Origin of the sequence: Mycoplana sp. MJR14 (genome assembly GCF_029210525.1) — a bacterium.
Taxonomy (GTDB): domain Bacteria; phylum Pseudomonadota; class Alphaproteobacteria; order Rhizobiales; family Rhizobiaceae; genus Mycoplana.
Map to the genome: position 1 here is coordinate 641,544 of NZ_JARGEO010000002.1, position 16,716 is coordinate 658,259.

The following is a 16,716-nucleotide window of genomic DNA, read 5'->3' on the forward strand; positions in this document are numbered from 1 at the left end:
GAACAGGTAGCGCGGCGGGACGGGCGGCGTCAACGCATCAACGCGCCGCCCGCTCGCGCCTTTGCGTCACGCCTCCGGGGCCCTGGCGGGAATGTCGATGCCCTTCTTCGAGGCCGGCCGGGCCATGCAGCGCTCCAGCCAGGCCATGACGGCGGGGAAGTCGGCGTAGCCGATCACCTCGCGGCCGCCATAGAAGACGTCGGCGCCGCGCACCCAGGGGAAAAGCGCGATATCGGCCACCGTATAGGTGTCGCCGACGATCCATTCGCGGTCCTTCAGCTGGGCTTCCATGACGCCGAGCAGCCGCTTCGCCTCGTCGCGGTAGCGCTCCATCGGATAGGAATTGTTGGCGACCTTCTCGGCGGCGAACTTGTAGAAGTGGCCGAACTGGCCGAGCATCGGCCCGATCCCGCCCATCTGGAACATGACCCAGCAGAGCGTCTCGTACTTCTTCGCCGGATCGGCGGGGACGAGCTTGCCGGTCTTCTCGGCGAGGTACCAGAGGATGGCGCCGGATTCGAACAGGCCGATCGGCTTTCCGTCCGGACCATGCGGGTCGATGATCGCCGGAATGCGGCCGTTCGGGTTCAGCGAGACGAACTCCGGCGTCTTCTGGTCGTTCGTGCCGAACTCGATGCGGTGCGGCTCGTAGGGCAGCCCGAGTTCCTCGAGCGCGATCGACACCTTCACGCCGTTCGGCGTCGGCAGGGAATAGAGCTGGATGATGTCGGGGTTTCTGGCGGGCCACTTCTTGGTGATCGGGAAGGCGGAAAGATCGGTCACGGACTGCTCCTGCAAGTTGGCGTCGCGCATAGATAGGACGCCGGGACGGAAGGTGAAAGGGGGTGGAGGGAGGTGGCGCCGACGTGTGCCAAATTGCTGCCACCGAGCCGTCGCCCCATTCAGCCGCACCCGATCGAGCCGTCCCCACTATCTCTCCGTCACACCGGCCCCGAGCCGGCGTCCAGCGGCGCCGCGTCCGCGGCGCCGGGAAATGCTCTTTTCGCGCAAGGACTTGCGCGGGCTGGATACCGGCTCGAGGCCGGTATGACGGAGGTCTTGGGAGCGACAACCGTCTCTCGGCCGGGGCGAGACCTCAGAGGGCGCCGCGCACCGCCGCGACGATCTCCCGGACGACCGGATCGCCATCGTGGCCGGGCTTGCGGGCGCGTACGAGGCAGGCCTCCGACTTCAGGATGACGCCGTCGGAGAGGATCTTCAGGTGGTTGGCGTTGAGCGTCGAGCCGGTGGAGGTGATGTCGACGATGATGTCGGCGGAACCCGATGCCGGCGCGCCCTCGGTCGCCCCCAGGCTCTCGACGATGCGATAGAGCTGGATGCCGTGGTTGCCGGAGAAGAATTGCTGCGTCAGCCGCCAGTACTTGGTGGCGATCGTCAGCCGGCGGCCGTGACGGGCGCGGAAATCGGCGGCGACGTCGCCGAGGTCGGCCATCGTCTCGACGTCGAGCCAGATCTCCGGCACGGCGACGACGACATCGGCATGGCCGAAGCCGAGCCGGGCGCAGAACTCCACCCGCTCGTCGGCCTGGGCCAGGCCCTCGCGCACCAGATCCTCGCCGGTGACGCCGAAATCGACGCTGCCGTTGCCGATCTCGCGCGAAATCTCGGAGGCCGAGAGGAAGGCGATCTCGATATCGTCGCGACCCTCGACGCGGCCGCGATAGGAGCGGTCGTTGCCGACGGAGACGATGGGGTAGCCGGCGCGCTGGAAGATCGCCGAGGCGTCCTCCTTCATGCGGCCCTTGGAGGGAAGCGCGATGGTGACGGTCATGCGCGCGCTCCTTGTTCGATCGCCTGCTCGATACGGTCGAGCCACAGCGAGAAGCCGACGGCGGGGATGCGCGTCTTCGCCCCGAGCAGCGTCATCAGCCGGTCGAAGCGGCCGCCGCCGGCGAGCACCGCCGGATCGTCGCCTGCCGTGATCTCGAAGACGAGGCCGGTATAGTAGTCGAGCGGGCGGCCGAAGGCGCTGCGATAGGCGATCGCCGCGGTGTCGACGCCGGCGGCGGCGAGCGCCTGCGCCCGCGCCTCGAATGCCGAAAGTGCCGCCTCGATCGCAAGCCCGTGGCCGCGGGCGAAATCATAGAGCGCCTGCGGCGCCCCGGACAAAGGCACCTCGATCGACAGGAAGGCGCGCAGCGTCTCAAGCGTGCCGGCGTCGAGGCGGGTGCTGGCGAGCTCCATCTTCTCGCGCAGGCGGCGGGCGATCTCGGCCGGGCTTCGGCTGGCGTTGGTGGAATAGCCGGTCGCCTGCATCGTCTCGTCGATGTGGCTTTCGAGCTTCGCCGCGTCGTCGAGGATGCCGAGGATCGCCAGCCGCTCGACCTCGGCGCCGAACACGCCCTTCGAGGCCGGCTCGGAAAGCTCGGCCAAGAGGCCGCGCAACCGATCCTGGTTGCCGAAGGCATGGATCAGCCGCTTCTGCCAGCCGCCGGGCAGGCCACAGGCGGCGACGACCGCCTCGAACACCGACTGGTCGCCCAGCACCACCTTGAGCGCGCGGCCGGGCAGGCGATTGGAAAGCACCATGAGCGCGTCATGGACGGCGCGGGCATCGGCGCCAGCGACGTCGCCCTCGCCCAGATCCTCGATACCGGCCTGGTAGAATTCGCTGCCGCCCTCGCGGCGCTGGCGGAACACCTCGCCGAGATAGGCATAGCGCCGCGGCGTGCCGGTGGCGCTCTCGATGTGGCGCAGGCAGACGGGAATGGTGAACTCGGGCCTGAGGCACAGGCTCTCGCCGGTCTCGCTCTCGGTCATGAAGATGCGCCGGCGCAGGTCCTCGCCGGCCATGTCGAGGAAGGGCTCGGCCGGCTGGATCACCGGCGTGTCGACGCGCTCGGTGCCGAGGCCCGCGAAGTCGGCCAGAAGATCGGGCGCAAAGGCGGGGAGATTGATCAGCGGCATGGGAAAACGTCTCCGGGAATACCCCCTCCGCCCTGCCGGGCATCTCCCCCACGAGGGCCGGGAAGGGATGGGGCGGCAAATCGCACGAAGTGCGATGGCGCGATCCGCTCGCCCCTCATCCGCCTGCCGGCACCTTCTCCCCGCAAGCGGGGAGAAGGACGGGTGCCGTGCGCTCCCTGGTCCCCTCTCCCCGCTTGCGGGGAGAGGGTCAAGGTGAGGGGCAAATGCCGAATTTCGCGACAGGCGCGACGCCCCCCGCCCTGCCGGGCATCTCCCCCACGAGCGGGGAGAAGGAAGGCGGCGGCGCCGCGGCCTGGCCCCTCACCCGTGTGGGGAGACGCTGGGGTGGCGTTTGGGCAGTTCGAGGCCATCAGCCCCTGCCCGCCCGCTTGCGGTCGTCGGCCTGGTGGGCGAGGATCTCGCGGATGCGCTGGACCATGTCCTCCTCGGAGACGACCACCTGGGCGACGCGGGCCTCGCGCCAGGTGACGTTGTCCTCGATCTCGCCGGAGAGCCGCTTGCCCTCGATCAGGTCCTTGATCTGGACGACGCCGAGGGCGCGCTCGTCGCCGCCCTGGATGACGGCGATCGGGCAGTCGCGGCGGTCGGCATATTTCAGCTGGTTGCCGAACTTCTTCCAGTTGCCCTGGTACATCTCGGCGCGGATGCCGGCCGAGCGCAGCGCCTGGGTGAAGCGCTGGTAGCGGCCCATGCTTTCGACGTCGCCGTCCATGACGGTGACGAGCACGGGGGCCACGACCTCGTCCTGGCCGAGCTTGCCGAGGTTCTTCAGGGCGGTCATCAGCCGCGAGACGCCGATCGAGAAGCCGGTCGCCGGCACCGGCTGGCCCATGAAGCGCGAGACCAGCCCGTCATAGCGACCGCCGCCGCCCACCGAGCCGAACACCACCTTCTCGCCCTTCTCGTTGACGACCTCGAACTGCAGCTCCGCCTCGAAGACGGGGCCGGTATAGTATTCGAGGCCGCGGACGACGGAGGGGTCGATCTTGATGCGGTCGCTCTCGTAGCCTGCCGAGGTGACGAGATGGCCGATCTGGTTCAGCTCGTCGACACCTTCCGAACCGTTCGCCGTGCCGGCGACGAGCTCGGCAAGCCTGTCGGCGCTTTCGGCGTAGTCCTTGATGCCGACGAAGAAGAGGACCTTGTCGATCTGCTCGTCATTTAGCCCCGCGCCTTTGGTGAAGTCGCCGCTCTCGTCCTTGCGGCCTTCGCCGAGCAGCAGCCGGACGCCCTCGGGGCCGAACTTGTCGAGCTTGTCGATGGCGCGCAGCACCGTCAGGCGGCGGCCGGCGTTCTCCTCGCCGCCGAGGCCGATCGCCTCCATGACGCCGTCGAGGACCTTGCGGTTGTTGACCCGGATCACGTAGTCGCCGCGCTTGATGCCGAGCGCTTCCATCGTGTCGGCCATCATCATGCACATCTCGGCGTCCGCCTGCACGCCGGCAGCCCCCACCGTATCGGCGTCGAACTGCATGAACTGGCGGAAGCGGCCGGGGCCCGGCTTCTCGTTGCGGAAGACGTAGCCGGCGCGATAGGTGCGGTAGGGAAGCTGGATCTCCTGGAAATTCTCGGCGACGTGGCGGGCGAGCGGCGCGGTCAGGTCGTAGCGCAGGCTCATCCACTGGTCGTCGTCGTCCTGCAGCGAGAAGACGCCCTCGTTCGGACGGTCGGCGTCGGGCAGGAACTTGCCGAGCGCGTCGGTATATTCGAACAGCGGCGTCTCGACCGGATCGAAGCCGTAGCGCTCGTAGACCTCGCGGATCTTGCCGGTCATCTCCTCCACAGCGCGGATGTCGGCAGCCGTGCGGTCGACGAAGCCGCGCGGCAGGCGGGCCTTCAGTTTCTGCGGTTTCTTCTGCTTTTCGCTCATCGGGACGCCCGGAATTTCTGACAGGGATTTTCGGTCGCTTCCCTAGCGGATCGGGCCGGTTGCGGCAAGGGCGGCGGTGGCCGCGGGGACGGCATTCGCAGAAGGGTTCCGGCCCGCCCTCCTCTCCCGCGGGTCGTCGTCGAAAGCAGGTTCCTGCCGCAACGGGCGAACGGGCCCTTTTCAACGGCGCCCCGACACCCTAGGTTCATGTGATGAGACGGCTTTTCCTCCTCCTTGCCATGCTTGCCGCGATGGTGTCCGGCTGGACGCCGGCGCTGGCGGCGACGCAGCAGGCCGGGATGGCCGGCATGCACGCTGCCCATGGCCCCGCGCCACAGGCCGCCGGCCATCACGGCGACGGCCACCATCGCGGCCATGGCGACGATCGGCGCGCCGATGCGGAGCAGGCCGCGCAATCCCCCGGCGGAGAGCATCGCGACGGCCAGAGGCACGCCGCCCAGCATCCGCTCCTCTGTTCGGCCTGTTTCGCCGTCGTCGCGGAAAGCGAGACCCTGCCTTCGACCTTCGCCAAGGCCGGCGCCACGGCGCTGCCCGTCAGCATCTTTTGCGGCGGCGAGGTCCTGCCGCCGGTGCCTCCGCCCCGTCCCGTCCGCAGCTGAATTTTCGTCACGCCGCGGGGCAGCCGCCCCGCGAACCGAAAGTCCATCTTGAAGGACAAGACATGTTGAGAAAATCCATCGCGCCGGCCATCGCGCTCGCGCTTCTTTTCGCTCATCCCGCACTCTCGCAGGATCATTCCGACCATGGCGGCATGGAGATGGCCGCGCCGAAGGGTGACCAGGGGCCGTCCAGCAAGGCGTTTGCCGAATCGAACGCCCGCATGCACGCCGGCATGGACATCGACTTTAGCGGCAATGCCGACGTCGATTTCGTCCGGGGCATGATCGCCCATCACCAGGGCGCGATCGACATGGCCCGGATCGAACTGGAGTACGGCAAGGACCCCGAGCTGCGCAAGCTCGCCGAGGAGATCATCCGCGCCCAGGAAGGCGAGATCGCCATGATGAAGGCCTGGCTGGAGAAGAACGCCAAGTAGCCGAAACGGCTTGACATGGATGGGCCCGGCGTTCCGCTGCCGGGCCTGTCCCCTGCCCGTCGGACCCCCTATTTCGCAGGCTGCGCGCCGGTGGCGACGGAGGCCTCCAGCAGAGAGGCCGCGATCACCTTGGCCAGCATCATGCTGTGCTGGCGAATTTCAGTATTGTTTCCGATGCGCGCGGATCTGATAAGGTTAAATCCCTCGCGAAGGACTATTTCCTCGGCCTTGCTGCAGGCCCACATCTCGATCTTCTGGCCGTTCTGCGTCATCTATCCCCCGTCGGCTAAATCATTTAGCACCGCAGGACACGCCCCAGGTCGAAAACGCAATATTGGCCCAGATGAAATCAGTCTTTCCAAACGCCCCGCAACCCAGACGATACATGATTCTCTAAAAAACACAGCCCGAAAGTATGGGCCGGTTGCAGCGGCGCAATCCTCGCACAAGCTACCGTTACGGGCGTTTCAGGGCGTGCAGCGTTTCAGGGATGCTTCGGGGGCGGTCAGGAGGCTGCGGTGGCGGTGAAGCGACGATCCAGGGCGCGACGCATCATCTCCACCTCCGGTTGGCAGAAGCAGCCCTCGAGATGGTCGTTGACCAGGCCCATCGCCTGCATGAAGGCATAGACGGTGGTCGGCCCGACGAAGGTCCAGCCGCGCTTCTTCAGGTCCTTGGAGATCCGCGTCGAGGCGGGCGTGCTCGGATTGGCCATCAGCGTCTCGTAGTCCATCACGCCCGGCCGCTCGCCGGCCGGCGGCTCGTGGCTCCAGAAATAGCGGGCGAGCGAACCGAACTCGGCCCGCATCTCCTGCGCGCGGCGGGCGTTGTTGATGGTGGAGACGATCTTGCCGCGGTGGCGGACGATGCCGGGATCGGCGAGGCAGCGGGCGATGTCGTCGTCGCCGAAGGCCGCGACCCGATCGTAGTCGAAGCCGGCGAAGGCTGCGCGGAAGTTCTCGCGCTTGCGCAGGATCGTCAGCCAGGAGAGGCCGGACTGGAAGCCTTCCAGGCAGATCTTCTCGAACAGGCGGAAATCGTCGGTGACGGGACGGCCCCATTCGGCATCGTGATAGCGGCGGTAGTCCTCCAGGTTGCCGTGCCAGGCGCAGCGCTGCCGCCCGTCGTCGCCGACGATGATCCCGCGTGCCGTCATTTTGCCCGTCCTTCCGTTTCCTCTTTGTTCGCGTTTACCACTCATCAACCAGATTCGGAAAGCCGGCAATAACCCTACCCGGAGGTTTCCGGCTTCGGTCGCCCTTTAATGAACGGGAATTTACCTTTCGCTTTCCCCGCGGTGCGAGCATCGCGGCAGAGGCGGCGCTTCGGCGCCCGCTCCGTTCGACGTCCGCCGCCCGCCGGGGCGGCGCGTCATCCTGTCCGGCGAAAAGTTTGAGAGTACGCCCGATGCTGAAGAAATCGCTATTGCTTGCCGCAAGCCTCGTCCTCGCAGGTCCGCCCGCCTGGGCGGACGACCGCTATGCGACCCGCCCGCCCGTCATCGTCAGCCCCGACCTGACCGCACCCTGGGTCATGCAACTGACCGGACAGGGGGTAAGCCCCGCCGTCTCGTCGCGCCGCATCGTCACCCGCCAGCAGGCGCAGCAGCGCCGCGTGCTCCGGCAGCGCAACCCCGACGGCGTCCAGCTTGCGGCGGTGACCGGCGCGGCGCGGCCGGTGCAGACGCAGATGGACCCGATGTTCCTGCCGCAGATCGTCGACTACGAGACGGCGCACAAGGCCGGCACGATCGTGATCGACACCAACAACCGCTTCCTCTACCTCGTGCTCGGCGACGGCAAGGCGCGGCGCTACGGCGTCGGCGTCGGCAAGCCGGGCTTCGAGTGGGCGGGCACGCACAAGGTCACCTCCAAGCGGGAATGGCCGAGCTGGACGCCGCCGAAGGAGATGATCGCCCGCGAGGCCGCCAAGGGCCACTACCTGCCGGCCTTCATGGAGGGCGGGCCGGAGAACCCGCTCGGCTCGCGCGCCATGTATCTCGGATCCACGCTCTACCGCATCCACGGCACCAACGCGCCCTGGACGATCGGCTACGCCGTCTCGTCGGGCTGCATCCGCATGCGCAACGAGGACGTGATCGATCTCTACGAGCGGGTCGAGGTCGGCACCAAGGTCATCGTCATCTGAGCCCCGACGGCCGGCGTCGGGCACGTCGGCCGGCGCCTGTCACGCCTTCACGGTCCGGCCCGGCGGTCCTGCGGCCGGACTGTGCGCGTTGCGCAACACCTGTGCTAATATTAGCGCCTCATTGCCTTCACAATCGGCCTTTACGGCGCCCCGCCGCTTGAAACGCGACGGGAGTTCGCTAGCGTTTCGGGGAAATGCGACAAAGAGGAAGACAGGAAATGAGGAAACTCGTTCACGCGCTGCTGGCCGGAGGCATCGTCCTTGCGACCGCGCTGCCGGCAGCCACGGCGAACGCTTTCGTGCCGGCAGCAGGTGCTGTGCCGGGCACGGCATCGACCGACGTCATCACCATTGCCCAGCAGAAGCCGGTGCCGCAGAAGTACCAGCGCCGCGTGGTCCGCCTGACGACGGACGAGCGGCCGGGCACGATCATCGTCGACACCAACAACAAGTTCCTCTACCTGGTGGAAGGCAAGAACCGCGCGATCCGCTACGGCATCGGCGTCGGGCGCGAAGGCTTCGGCTGGTCCGGCGTCGTCAAGGTCGGCCGCAAGGCGGAGTGGCCGGGGTGGACGCCGCCGCCGGAAATGGTCATCCGCGAACGCAAGAAGGGCCGGATCCTGCCCGCCTACATGGAGGGCGGCATCAACAATCCGCTCGGCGCGCGCGCGCTCTACCTCTACAACAAGGCCGGCCACGACACCGCCTTCCGCATCCACGGCACCAACGAGCCCTGGTCGATCGGGCTGAACATGTCCTCCGGCTGCATCCGGATGATGAACAAGGACGTCGAGCATCTCTACGCCCGCGCCGATGTCGGCGCCAAGGTGATCGTCGTCGGCCCCGGCGGACGGCAGGGCAAGGTCAGCTTCGACGACCGCGGCGTCGATGTGCTGCGCACGCTGTTCGGCAGCTTCGGCGGATAACGGGCCGCAACGGCATCCCGACGATCACAGGCCACGCGGCTCCGAGCCGCGTGGCCTGTGCCGTTTTCGCGGCCCGGCTGGCAGCCATCGGCCCTCGTCTCACGCCGCCTTGCTGAAGGCGCGGCCGCCCTTGCCGAGATAGGCGTCGAAGGCGGAGGCGGCTATGCGCACGACGAAGCGGTGATGCTCGTCGACGCTCAGGGTGGCGCCGTCGATTGCGATCAAGCCGTCGCGCCGGAGTGCTGCGAGCGTCGGATTGTCCGAAAGGAGCGGCATTGCGGAAAAGCCGTGCCGTTTCGCCACCGCCTCGACGTCGACGCTGAAGTCGCACATCACCCGTTCGATGAGTTCGGCCCGCAACCGGTCCTCCGCGGTCAGGGCGTATCCCTTCGCCGCGGCAAGCTGGCCCTGCCCGATGCGCTCGGCATACTGGCCGAGCGGTACCGCGTTCTGGATGTAGCCCTCCGCAAACTTGCCGATCGCAGACGCGCCGAGCCCGATCAGCGTGCGACATTCGTCGGTGGTGTAGCCCTGGAAATTGCGATGCAGGCGGCCGGTGCGCGCGGCAATGCCGAGATCGTCGTCCGGCAGGGAGAAATGGTCGAGGCCGATCCGCTCGTAGCCGGCGGCCACCAGCGTCTGCGCGATCGCCTCGGCCTGCTCGTTGCGCTGATGCGCATCGGGAAGGGCGTTCTCGTCGATCATCCGCTGGTGCTTCTTGAAGTCGGGCACATGGGCATAGCCGAAGACGGCCAGGCGGTCCGGCCGCAGCGCAACGGCCGCTTCCACCGTCTCGACGCAGGATGTGACGGTCTGGTGCGGCAGGCCGTAGATGAGGTCGAAGCTCAGCGCGGAAATGCCCGCCTGCCGCAGCCTTTCCACGGCGAGCGCGGTGCACTCGACGCTCTGGATGCGGTTGATCGCCTTCTGCACGACCGGATCGAAGCTCTGGACGCCGAGGCTCGCGCGGGTGACGCCGGCGGCGCCGAGGGCGGCGGCCATCTCCGCAGTCAGGGTGCGCGGGTCGATCTCGACTGCGACGTTGACCTTTTCGGCAAAGCCGAGCCGGTCCCGCAGGGCGTCCATCAGGCCCGTGAACTCGGCCGGCTGCATGATCGTCGGCGTACCGCCGCCGAAATGGATCTCGCCGACGTCGAGCGGGCCGCCGCGCGCCGAAGCGACCAGTTCGGCCTCCCGGTGCAGCAGAGCCACATAGTCGATGATCGGCTGGTCATGGCGGGTGATCGTGGTGTGACAGCCGCAATACCAGCACATGGCGCGACAGAAGGGCACATGCAGATAGAGGGAGGTCCGCTCGCCCTTCGGTATCGCGCCGATCCATCCGCCGTAGAGCCCGACATCGTCGAGCGGGCCGAAATGGGGGGCGGTCGGATAGCTGGTGTAGCGGGGCAGACGGGCCTCGCCGTATTTCGCCATGATGGCCTGGGACATCGGTCTTGCTTCCGTTCGTTCTGATCCGGAAGCGACCCTAGGAGGCTCCGCAGGGGCCGTCTTTGACGAATCTCAAACGGGCGGGCGCGTCGACAGTCCCGAACGGGCGATGCACGGAGGCCGCCGGCGCTCGTCCGGCGGCCTCCGTTTCCAATGGCCGTCTCCGTCAGGCCAGGATGAAATCACTGGTCGAGAGCGAGGTCACCTTGCTGAGGGTCGCGACCAGCACGCCGTCGGCTTCGTTGCCGGTGCCGTCGGCGTCGTACCAGAGGCGGCCGTTGTCCTTCTCGAAGAAGAACTGCGGCGCCGAGCCGGTGGCCTTCAGATCGTTGCCCGAATAGAGCGCCAGCTTGGAGAAGCCGAAGACGGCCTTGCTGACGACGAGCTTGTCCTCGCCGCGCTTGAAGTCGGTGATCTGGTCGCCGGAGCCGATGGCCTCGGCGGTGGCGTAGATGAACTGGTCGGCACCCGTGCCACCGGTCAGGAGGTCGCCCTCGCCGCCGCCTTCCAGCTTGTCGTTGCCGGAACGGCCATCCAGCTTGTCGTCGCCGAGCCCGCCCTTGAGCACGTTGGCGGCGCTGCTGCCGAGGATCGTGTCGTCATTGTCGCGGCCGCTGACGTTCTCGATGCCGGACAAGGAAAGGCCCGAGGCGACGCCGCCGTTCCTGGCGTTGTTCTGCAGGTCGACGATCACGGCATGATCGGAGACGATGTTGAACTCGAGGGTGTCGACGCCGCTCCCGCCGGAGAAGAAGTCCGTGCCGGTCTCGTCGGTGTAGCGGACGAAGTGGTCGTTGCCGGCGTCGCCGTAGAGCTTGTCGTTGCCGGTGTCGTCGACCAGGTAGTCGTTGCCGCTGCCGCCCTTCAGCGTGTCGTTGCCCGCGCCGCCGTTCAGGTAGTCGATCTGCTGGCCGCCGGTGACGGTGTCGCGACCGCGGCCGCCCAGGTAGTCCAGCGCTTCCATGCCGTTGAAGGAGGTGGTGGCGTTGACCTTCACCGTACCGGTGCTGAAGGCGAAGTTGACGTCGAAGCTCTCCTCCTTGAAGTCGACGACGACACGGTCGGCGCCGGAGCCGCCGGCAGCGTAGTCGCCGACGTTCATGTAGATTATGTCGTTGCCGGCATCGCCGTAGAGGCTGTCGCGGTCGCTGTCCTTGATGCCGCCGCTGCCGTAGATCGTGTCGTTGCCGTCGCCGCCATAGATCTTGTCGGCACCGTACCAGCCGGTCAGTTCGTCGGCGCCGCCGAGACCCTTGAGCGTGTCGTTGCCGGCCATGCCGTTGATGTAGTCGTCGAGCTTGCCGGCCGTCAGCGTGTCGTGGCCCTGGCCGGACGAGATGTGGACGCGCTCGAAGTTCTTCGCCTTCACGTCGCCGTTGACGAGCGTGGCGTTGGAGGACAGCGTGAACGACAGGTTGGCCCTGCTGTCGTAGCGGTTGACCCAGAGCGTGTCGACGCCCGAACCGCCGTCGGTGCTGTAGCGCCCGGCCGTCGAGCCGCCCGCATTGTTGACGGTCACGGTGTCGTCGCCGGCGCCGCCGAGCATGGTGGTGAGCGCGGTGCCGTATTCGGTGTCGGCGGAGAGGTAATCGTCGTCACTGCCGCCGTCGAGCAGGTTGGTGCCGCCGCCGGAATCGATGAGGCGGTCGTCGCCGGAGCCGCCCTTGACGGTGTCGTTGCCAGAGGTCGAATAGAACTGGTCGTTGCCCTTGCCGCCGGTCATCCGGTTGTTGCCGCTGCCGGCGTCGAAGTCCACATGGCTGAGGCTTCCGGCCGACAGGACGTCGTTGCCGCTGCCGGTCTCGATGGTGAAGCTCTCGCCGCTGGTGATCACCGTGCCGTCCGAGAGCTTGGCCGTCGTGCCGGAGATGCTGAAGGTCAGGTTGCTCTTGCTGTCGGAACGGTCGATCCAGACCGTGTCGAAGCCGCTGCCGCCCCGGATCGTGTCCTTGCCGCCGCTGCCGACGATCAGAAGGTCGTTGCCGTCGCCGCCGTCGAGCACGTCGATGCCGAGGCCGCCGTCCAGGTGATCGTTGCCGCCTTGGCCGCTCAGCGTGTCATTTCCCGAAAACCCCGACAGCGTGTCGCTGCCCGAATAGCCGGTGATCTTCTCGTTCTTCTCCGTGCCGCTGATCGAATAGGCCTCGAAATTGACGATCGTGGTGCCGTTCGAAAGCGTCTGCTTGGTCGAGGACGCCTTGGCGGTGAAGGTGCCGGTGAGGCCGGAGAGCGTCAGCGTGTCCGTCCCGGTCCCGCCGTCGAGCACATCCTTGCCGTCGCCGGCCCAGCTCTCCATGCTGTGGCGGATAGCGTCGTTGCCCGAGCCGCCGCGCACGGTATCGCTGTCGCTCTCACCGGCGAGGCTGTCGTTTCCCGTGCCACCGTCGATGATGTCGCGGCCGCTGCCGCCCTGGACCGTGTCGTTGCCGGTGTCGCCGTTGATGCGGTCGTTGCCGGCATGGCCGTACATGGTGTCGTCGCTGCCGCCGCCGGACATCGTATCGTTGCCGGCGTCGCCGGCGACGTAGTCGCGGCCGTAGCCGCCGGAGATGTAGTCGTCGCCGTCCAGGCCCATCAGCGAATCGCTGCCGTTGCCGCCGTAGAGCTTGTCGTTGCCGGCGCCGGCGTCGATCCAGTCGTCGCCGATCTCGCCCTTCAGGGTATCGTTGCCGGCGCCGCCGACGAACCAGTCCTTCCAGCGGCCGCCGAGAAAGGTGTCGGCGTGGTTGCTGCCGGTCAGGTTGAAGCGCTCGACATTGACGATGCTCGCGCCGAGCAGCGACTTCGCCTTGGCCGGGTCGAAGGCCGTGAACGAGACGCCCCTGCTCGAGGCGGAGAAATTGATGCCGAGTTCGTCGAAGCCGAGGCCGCCGTCGATCCGGTCGCCCGAAAGGGACGGCACATCGAGATTGGAGATGTAGTCGTCGCCGGTGCCGGCATTGATCGTGTCGGCGCCGAGGCCGCCGTTCAGGTAGTCCCGTCCCGAGCCGGTGCTCAGCGTGTTCTTGCCGGCATCGCCGATGGCGCTCTGCGCACCGACACCGGGGATCGTGTAGCTTGCGGCGAGCGGATCGAGCGCGAGCGCAACGTCCAGCGGCGCAATGACTTTCAATTTGTTGCTCATGGGCTTCCTCGATAGTTAAGGTTGCAGCGCCGTCATGACGCTCGCCCACTGCTAGACAACCGCGCAGCCGCCGGTTGTTCCTGCGGGAACAGGCTCGCCCGGCCGAGCTGCGAGCCTTTCCCCCGTCCCGGTCGCAGAAGCCGCCGGACTGCTCCGGCGGCTTCCCTTGTCGGACGCCTTGTTCCCGCTCAGATCAGGAGGAAGTCGCTGGTGGAGAGCGAGGTGACGTTGTCGAGGGTCGCGACCAGCACGCCGTCGGCCTCGTTGCCGGTGCCGTCGGCGTCGTACCAGAGCCGGCCGTTGTCCTTCTCGAAGAAGAACTGCGCCGCCGAGCCGGTCGACTTCAGATCGTTGCCGGAATAGAGCGCCAGCTTGGAGAAGCCAAAGACGTACTTGTCGATGACGAGCTTGTCCTCGCCGCGCTTGAAGTCGGTGATCAGGTCGCCCGAACCGACCGCCTCGCCGCTGGCATAGATGAACTGGTCCGCCCCGGAGCCGCCGGTCAGCGTATCGCCGTGGCCGCCGCCTTCCAGCTTGTCGTTGCCGGCGCGACCGTCCAGCTTGTCGTCGCCGAGCCCGCCCTTGAACACGTTGACGGCGCTGTTGCCGTAGATCGTGTCGTCGCTGGTGCGACCGATGACGTTCTCGATGCTGGACAGCGAGAGGCCCGAGGCGACGCCGCCGTTCCTGGCGCTGTTCTGCAGGTCGACGATCACCGACTGATCGGAGACGATGTTGAACTCGAGCGTGTCGACGCCGCTGCCGCCGGAGAAATAGTCCTTTCCGGTCTCGTCGGTGAAGCGGACGAACTCGTCGTTGCCGCTGTCGCCGTACAGCTTGTCGTTGCCCTTGCCGTCGATGAGGTAGTCGTTGCCGTTGCCGCCCTTGAGCGTGTCGTTGCCGAGCGCGCCGTCGAGATAGTCCTCATTGGTGCTGGCGGTCACCACGTCACTGCCGGCGCTGCCCAGGTAGTCGATCGCCTCCATGCCGGTGAAGGACGTGTTCGCATTGACCTTGACCAGGCCGGTGCTGAAGACGAAGGAGGCGTTGAAGGTTTCGTCGGAGAAATCGATGTAGACGCGGTCGGCGCCGGAGCCGCCGTTGGCATAGTCGCCGGCGTTCATGTTGAGGATGTCGTTGCCGTTTTCGCCGTAGAGTCTGTCGGCGCTGGTATCCTTGATGCCGCCGGCGCCCCAGAGTTCGTCGTTGCCGTCGCCGCCGTAGAGCTTGTCGCTGCCGTACCAGCCGGTCAGCTCGTCGTTGCCGCCGAGGCCCTTGAGCGTGTCGTTGCCGGCCATGCCGTTGAGGTAGTCGTCGAGCTTGCCGGCCGTCAGCGTGTCGTGGCCCTGGCCGGTCGAGAGGTGGACGCGCTCGAAGTTCTTCGCCGTCACGTCGCCGTTGACCATCGTCGCGTTGGTCGAGAGCGTGAAGGAGAGGTTCTTGGTGCTGTCGTAGCGGTTGATCCAGAGCGTATCGGTGCCGGTACCGCCGTCGGCGATGAAGCGCCCCGCCGTCGAACCGCTGGCGTTGTTGACGGTGACCACGTCGTCGCCGGCGCCGCCGATCATCGTCGTCAGGCCGGTGCCGGAGCGGGCATCGGCGGAGACGTAGTCGTTGCCGTTGCCGCCATCGAGCCGGTTGGCGCCGCCGCCGTCGACGATGCGGTCGTTGCCGTCGCCGCCGGTGACCTTGTCGTTGCCGGTGGTGGAGTAGAACTGGTCGTCGCCCTTGCCGCCGGTCATGGTGTTGTTGCCGCTGCCGGCATCGAAATCGACGTGCCCCAGGGTCCCGGCCGACAGGACGTCGTGGCCGCTGCCAGTCTCGATGGTGAAGCTCTCGCCGCTGGTGATCACCGTGCCATCCGAGAGCTTGGCCGTCGTGCCGGAGACGCTGAAGGTGAGGTTCGCGGTGCTGTCGGAGCGGTAGATCCAGACCGTATCGTAGCCGCTGCCGCCCTTGATCGTGTCCTTGCCGCCGCTGCCGACGATCAGAAGATCGTTGCCGTCGCCGCCGTCGAGAACGTCGATGCCGAGGCCGCCGTCGAGATGGTCGTTGCCGCCGAGGCCGGTCAGCGTGTCGTTGCCGGACATGCCCGACAGCGTGTCGTTGCCCGTATAGCCGGTGATCTTCTCGCTGCCCTCCGAGCCGCTGATCGTATAGACCTCGAAGTTGACGATCGTCGTTCCGTCCGCAAGCGTCTGCTTCGTCGAGGATGCCTTGGCGGTGAAGGTGCCGGTGAGGCCGGAGAGGGTCAGCGAATCCGTGCCGGTGCCGCCGTCGAGGGTGTCCTTGCCGTCGCTCGCCCAGCTCTCGAGGCTGTGGCGGATGATGTCGTTGCCCGAGCCGCCGAGAACGGTATCGTCGTCGGCGTCGCCCGAGAGAATGTCGTTGCCGGTGCCGCCGTCGATGTAGTCGCGACCGCTGCCGCCCTGGACCGTGTCGTCGCCGCTGTCGCCGTAGACCTTGTCGTTGCCCGTGTGGCTGTAGAGATAGTCGTCGTCGGCCCCGCCGGCGAGCGTGTCGTCGCCCTCGTCCGCCGAAAGCCAGTCCCTCCCGTAGCCGCCGGACATGTAGTCGTTGCCGGCACCGCCGAGCAGCGAATCGTCGCCGTTGCCGCCATAGAGCTTGTCGTTGCCGTTCTCGCCTTCCACCCAGTCCTTGCCGATGCCGCCGTTCAGGGTGTCGTTGCCGTCGCCGCCCTCGAACCAGTCGTCCCAGCGCCCGCCGGTGAAGGTGTCGGCAAAGCTGCTGCCGTCCAGCCGGAAGCTTTCGACATTGACGATCGTCGCGCCGAGCACGGACTTGGAGACGATGGGATCGAAAGCAGTGAAGGAGACGCCCTTGGTGGAGGCGCCGAAATCGATCGCCAGCTCGTCGAAGCCGAGGCCTCCGTCGATCCGGTCGCCGGTCAGCTCGGCTGCGCTCAGGTTGCGGATCTCATCGTCGCCCGTCCCGGCATTGATGGTATCGCCGCCGAGGCCGCCGGTGATGGTGTCGTTGCCGGAGCCGGTGCTCAGCGTGTTCTTGCCGGCATCGCCGGTGGCCGTCTGCTCGCCGACGCCAGGGATCGTGTAGCTCGCCGCGAGCGGATCGAGCGCGAATGCCGGCTGCAACGGCGCGATGACTTTCAGTTTCTTGCTCATGGGCTTCCTCGACAGTTAAGGTTGCAGCGCCTCTTCGGCGCACGCCC

The 16,716-nt window shown here is 67.1% G+C and carries 13 protein-coding genes; 4 read left to right on the forward strand and 9 right to left on the reverse strand.

Features of this window, described 5'->3' with window-relative positions:
* Positions 1-66: 66 nt before the first annotated feature.
* The 4 genes from P0086_RS07330 to hisS form a co-directional block, all read right to left on the reverse strand.
* Entirely contained in the window at positions 67-783 is a 717-nt protein-coding gene (locus P0086_RS07330) for a glutathione binding-like protein (RefSeq protein WP_275784044.1), read from the reverse strand.
* Between the two features lie 313 nt (positions 784-1,096).
* Entirely contained in the window at positions 1,097-1,792 is a 696-nt protein-coding gene (gene hisG, locus P0086_RS07335; protein WP_112612757.1) for an ATP phosphoribosyltransferase, read from the reverse strand.
* Positions 1,789-2,928, reverse strand: coding sequence for an ATP phosphoribosyltransferase regulatory subunit (locus tag P0086_RS07340; RefSeq protein ID WP_275784049.1), 1,140 nt, complete (start codon positions 2,926-2,928; stop codon positions 1,789-1,791). The genes hisG and P0086_RS07340 overlap by 4 nt, the downstream gene beginning before the upstream one ends.
* A gap of 370 nt (positions 2,929-3,298) precedes the next feature.
* Positions 3,299-4,819, reverse strand: a complete 1,521-nt coding sequence (hisS, locus tag P0086_RS07345; protein WP_275784051.1) for a histidine--tRNA ligase — start codon at positions 4,817-4,819, stop codon at positions 3,299-3,301.
* Between the two features lie 212 nt (positions 4,820-5,031).
* Here hisS and P0086_RS07350 point away from each other — a divergent pair, with 212 nt between their 5' ends.
* A complete protein-coding gene (locus tag P0086_RS07350; RefSeq protein WP_275784082.1) occupies positions 5,032-5,439 on the forward strand; it encodes a hypothetical protein in 408 nt (135 codons plus the stop codon).
* A gap of 62 nt (positions 5,440-5,501) precedes the next feature.
* Complete coding sequence (locus P0086_RS07355) at positions 5,502-5,876, forward strand: DUF305 domain-containing protein (protein ID WP_112598786.1); 375 nt, start codon at positions 5,502-5,504, stop codon at positions 5,874-5,876.
* Between the two features lie 68 nt (positions 5,877-5,944).
* Here the strand turns inward: P0086_RS07355 and P0086_RS07360 are convergent, their stop codons facing one another.
* Together P0086_RS07360 and P0086_RS07365 are read right to left on the reverse strand one after the other, a co-directional pair.
* Positions 5,945-6,148, reverse strand: coding sequence for a hypothetical protein (locus tag P0086_RS07360; RefSeq protein ID WP_112598785.1), 204 nt, complete (start codon positions 6,146-6,148; stop codon positions 5,945-5,947).
* Positions 6,149-6,381: 233 nt separating this feature from the next.
* A complete protein-coding gene (locus P0086_RS07365; protein WP_275784088.1) occupies positions 6,382-7,032 on the reverse strand; it encodes a DNA-3-methyladenine glycosylase I in 651 nt (216 codons plus the stop codon).
* Positions 7,033-7,283: 251 nt separating this feature from the next.
* Here P0086_RS07365 and P0086_RS07370 point away from each other — a divergent pair, with 251 nt between their 5' ends.
* Both P0086_RS07370 and P0086_RS07375 read left to right on the forward strand, forming a co-directional pair.
* A complete protein-coding gene (locus P0086_RS07370; protein WP_148178709.1) occupies positions 7,284-8,024 on the forward strand; it encodes a L,D-transpeptidase in 741 nt (246 codons plus the stop codon).
* Between the two features lie 218 nt (positions 8,025-8,242).
* Positions 8,243-8,950, forward strand: a complete 708-nt coding sequence (locus P0086_RS07375) for a L,D-transpeptidase (protein WP_275784092.1) — start codon at positions 8,243-8,245, stop codon at positions 8,948-8,950.
* A gap of 99 nt (positions 8,951-9,049) precedes the next feature.
* Here the strand turns inward: P0086_RS07375 and hemN are convergent, their stop codons facing one another.
* The 3 genes from hemN to P0086_RS07390 form a co-directional block, all read right to left on the reverse strand.
* Positions 9,050-10,402 (reverse strand): oxygen-independent coproporphyrinogen III oxidase, encoded by a 1,353-nt coding sequence (hemN, locus tag P0086_RS07380; RefSeq protein WP_275784094.1) that lies wholly within the window; start codon positions 10,400-10,402, stop codon positions 9,050-9,052.
* A 166-nt stretch (positions 10,403-10,568) separates the two neighbouring features.
* A complete protein-coding gene (locus P0086_RS07385) occupies positions 10,569-13,526 on the reverse strand; it encodes a calcium-binding protein (protein ID WP_275784097.1) in 2,958 nt (985 codons plus the stop codon).
* A gap of 188 nt (positions 13,527-13,714) precedes the next feature.
* Positions 13,715-16,669, reverse strand: coding sequence for a calcium-binding protein (locus tag P0086_RS07390; protein WP_275784100.1), 2,955 nt, complete (start codon positions 16,667-16,669; stop codon positions 13,715-13,717).
* Positions 16,670-16,716: the final 47 nt, after the last annotated feature.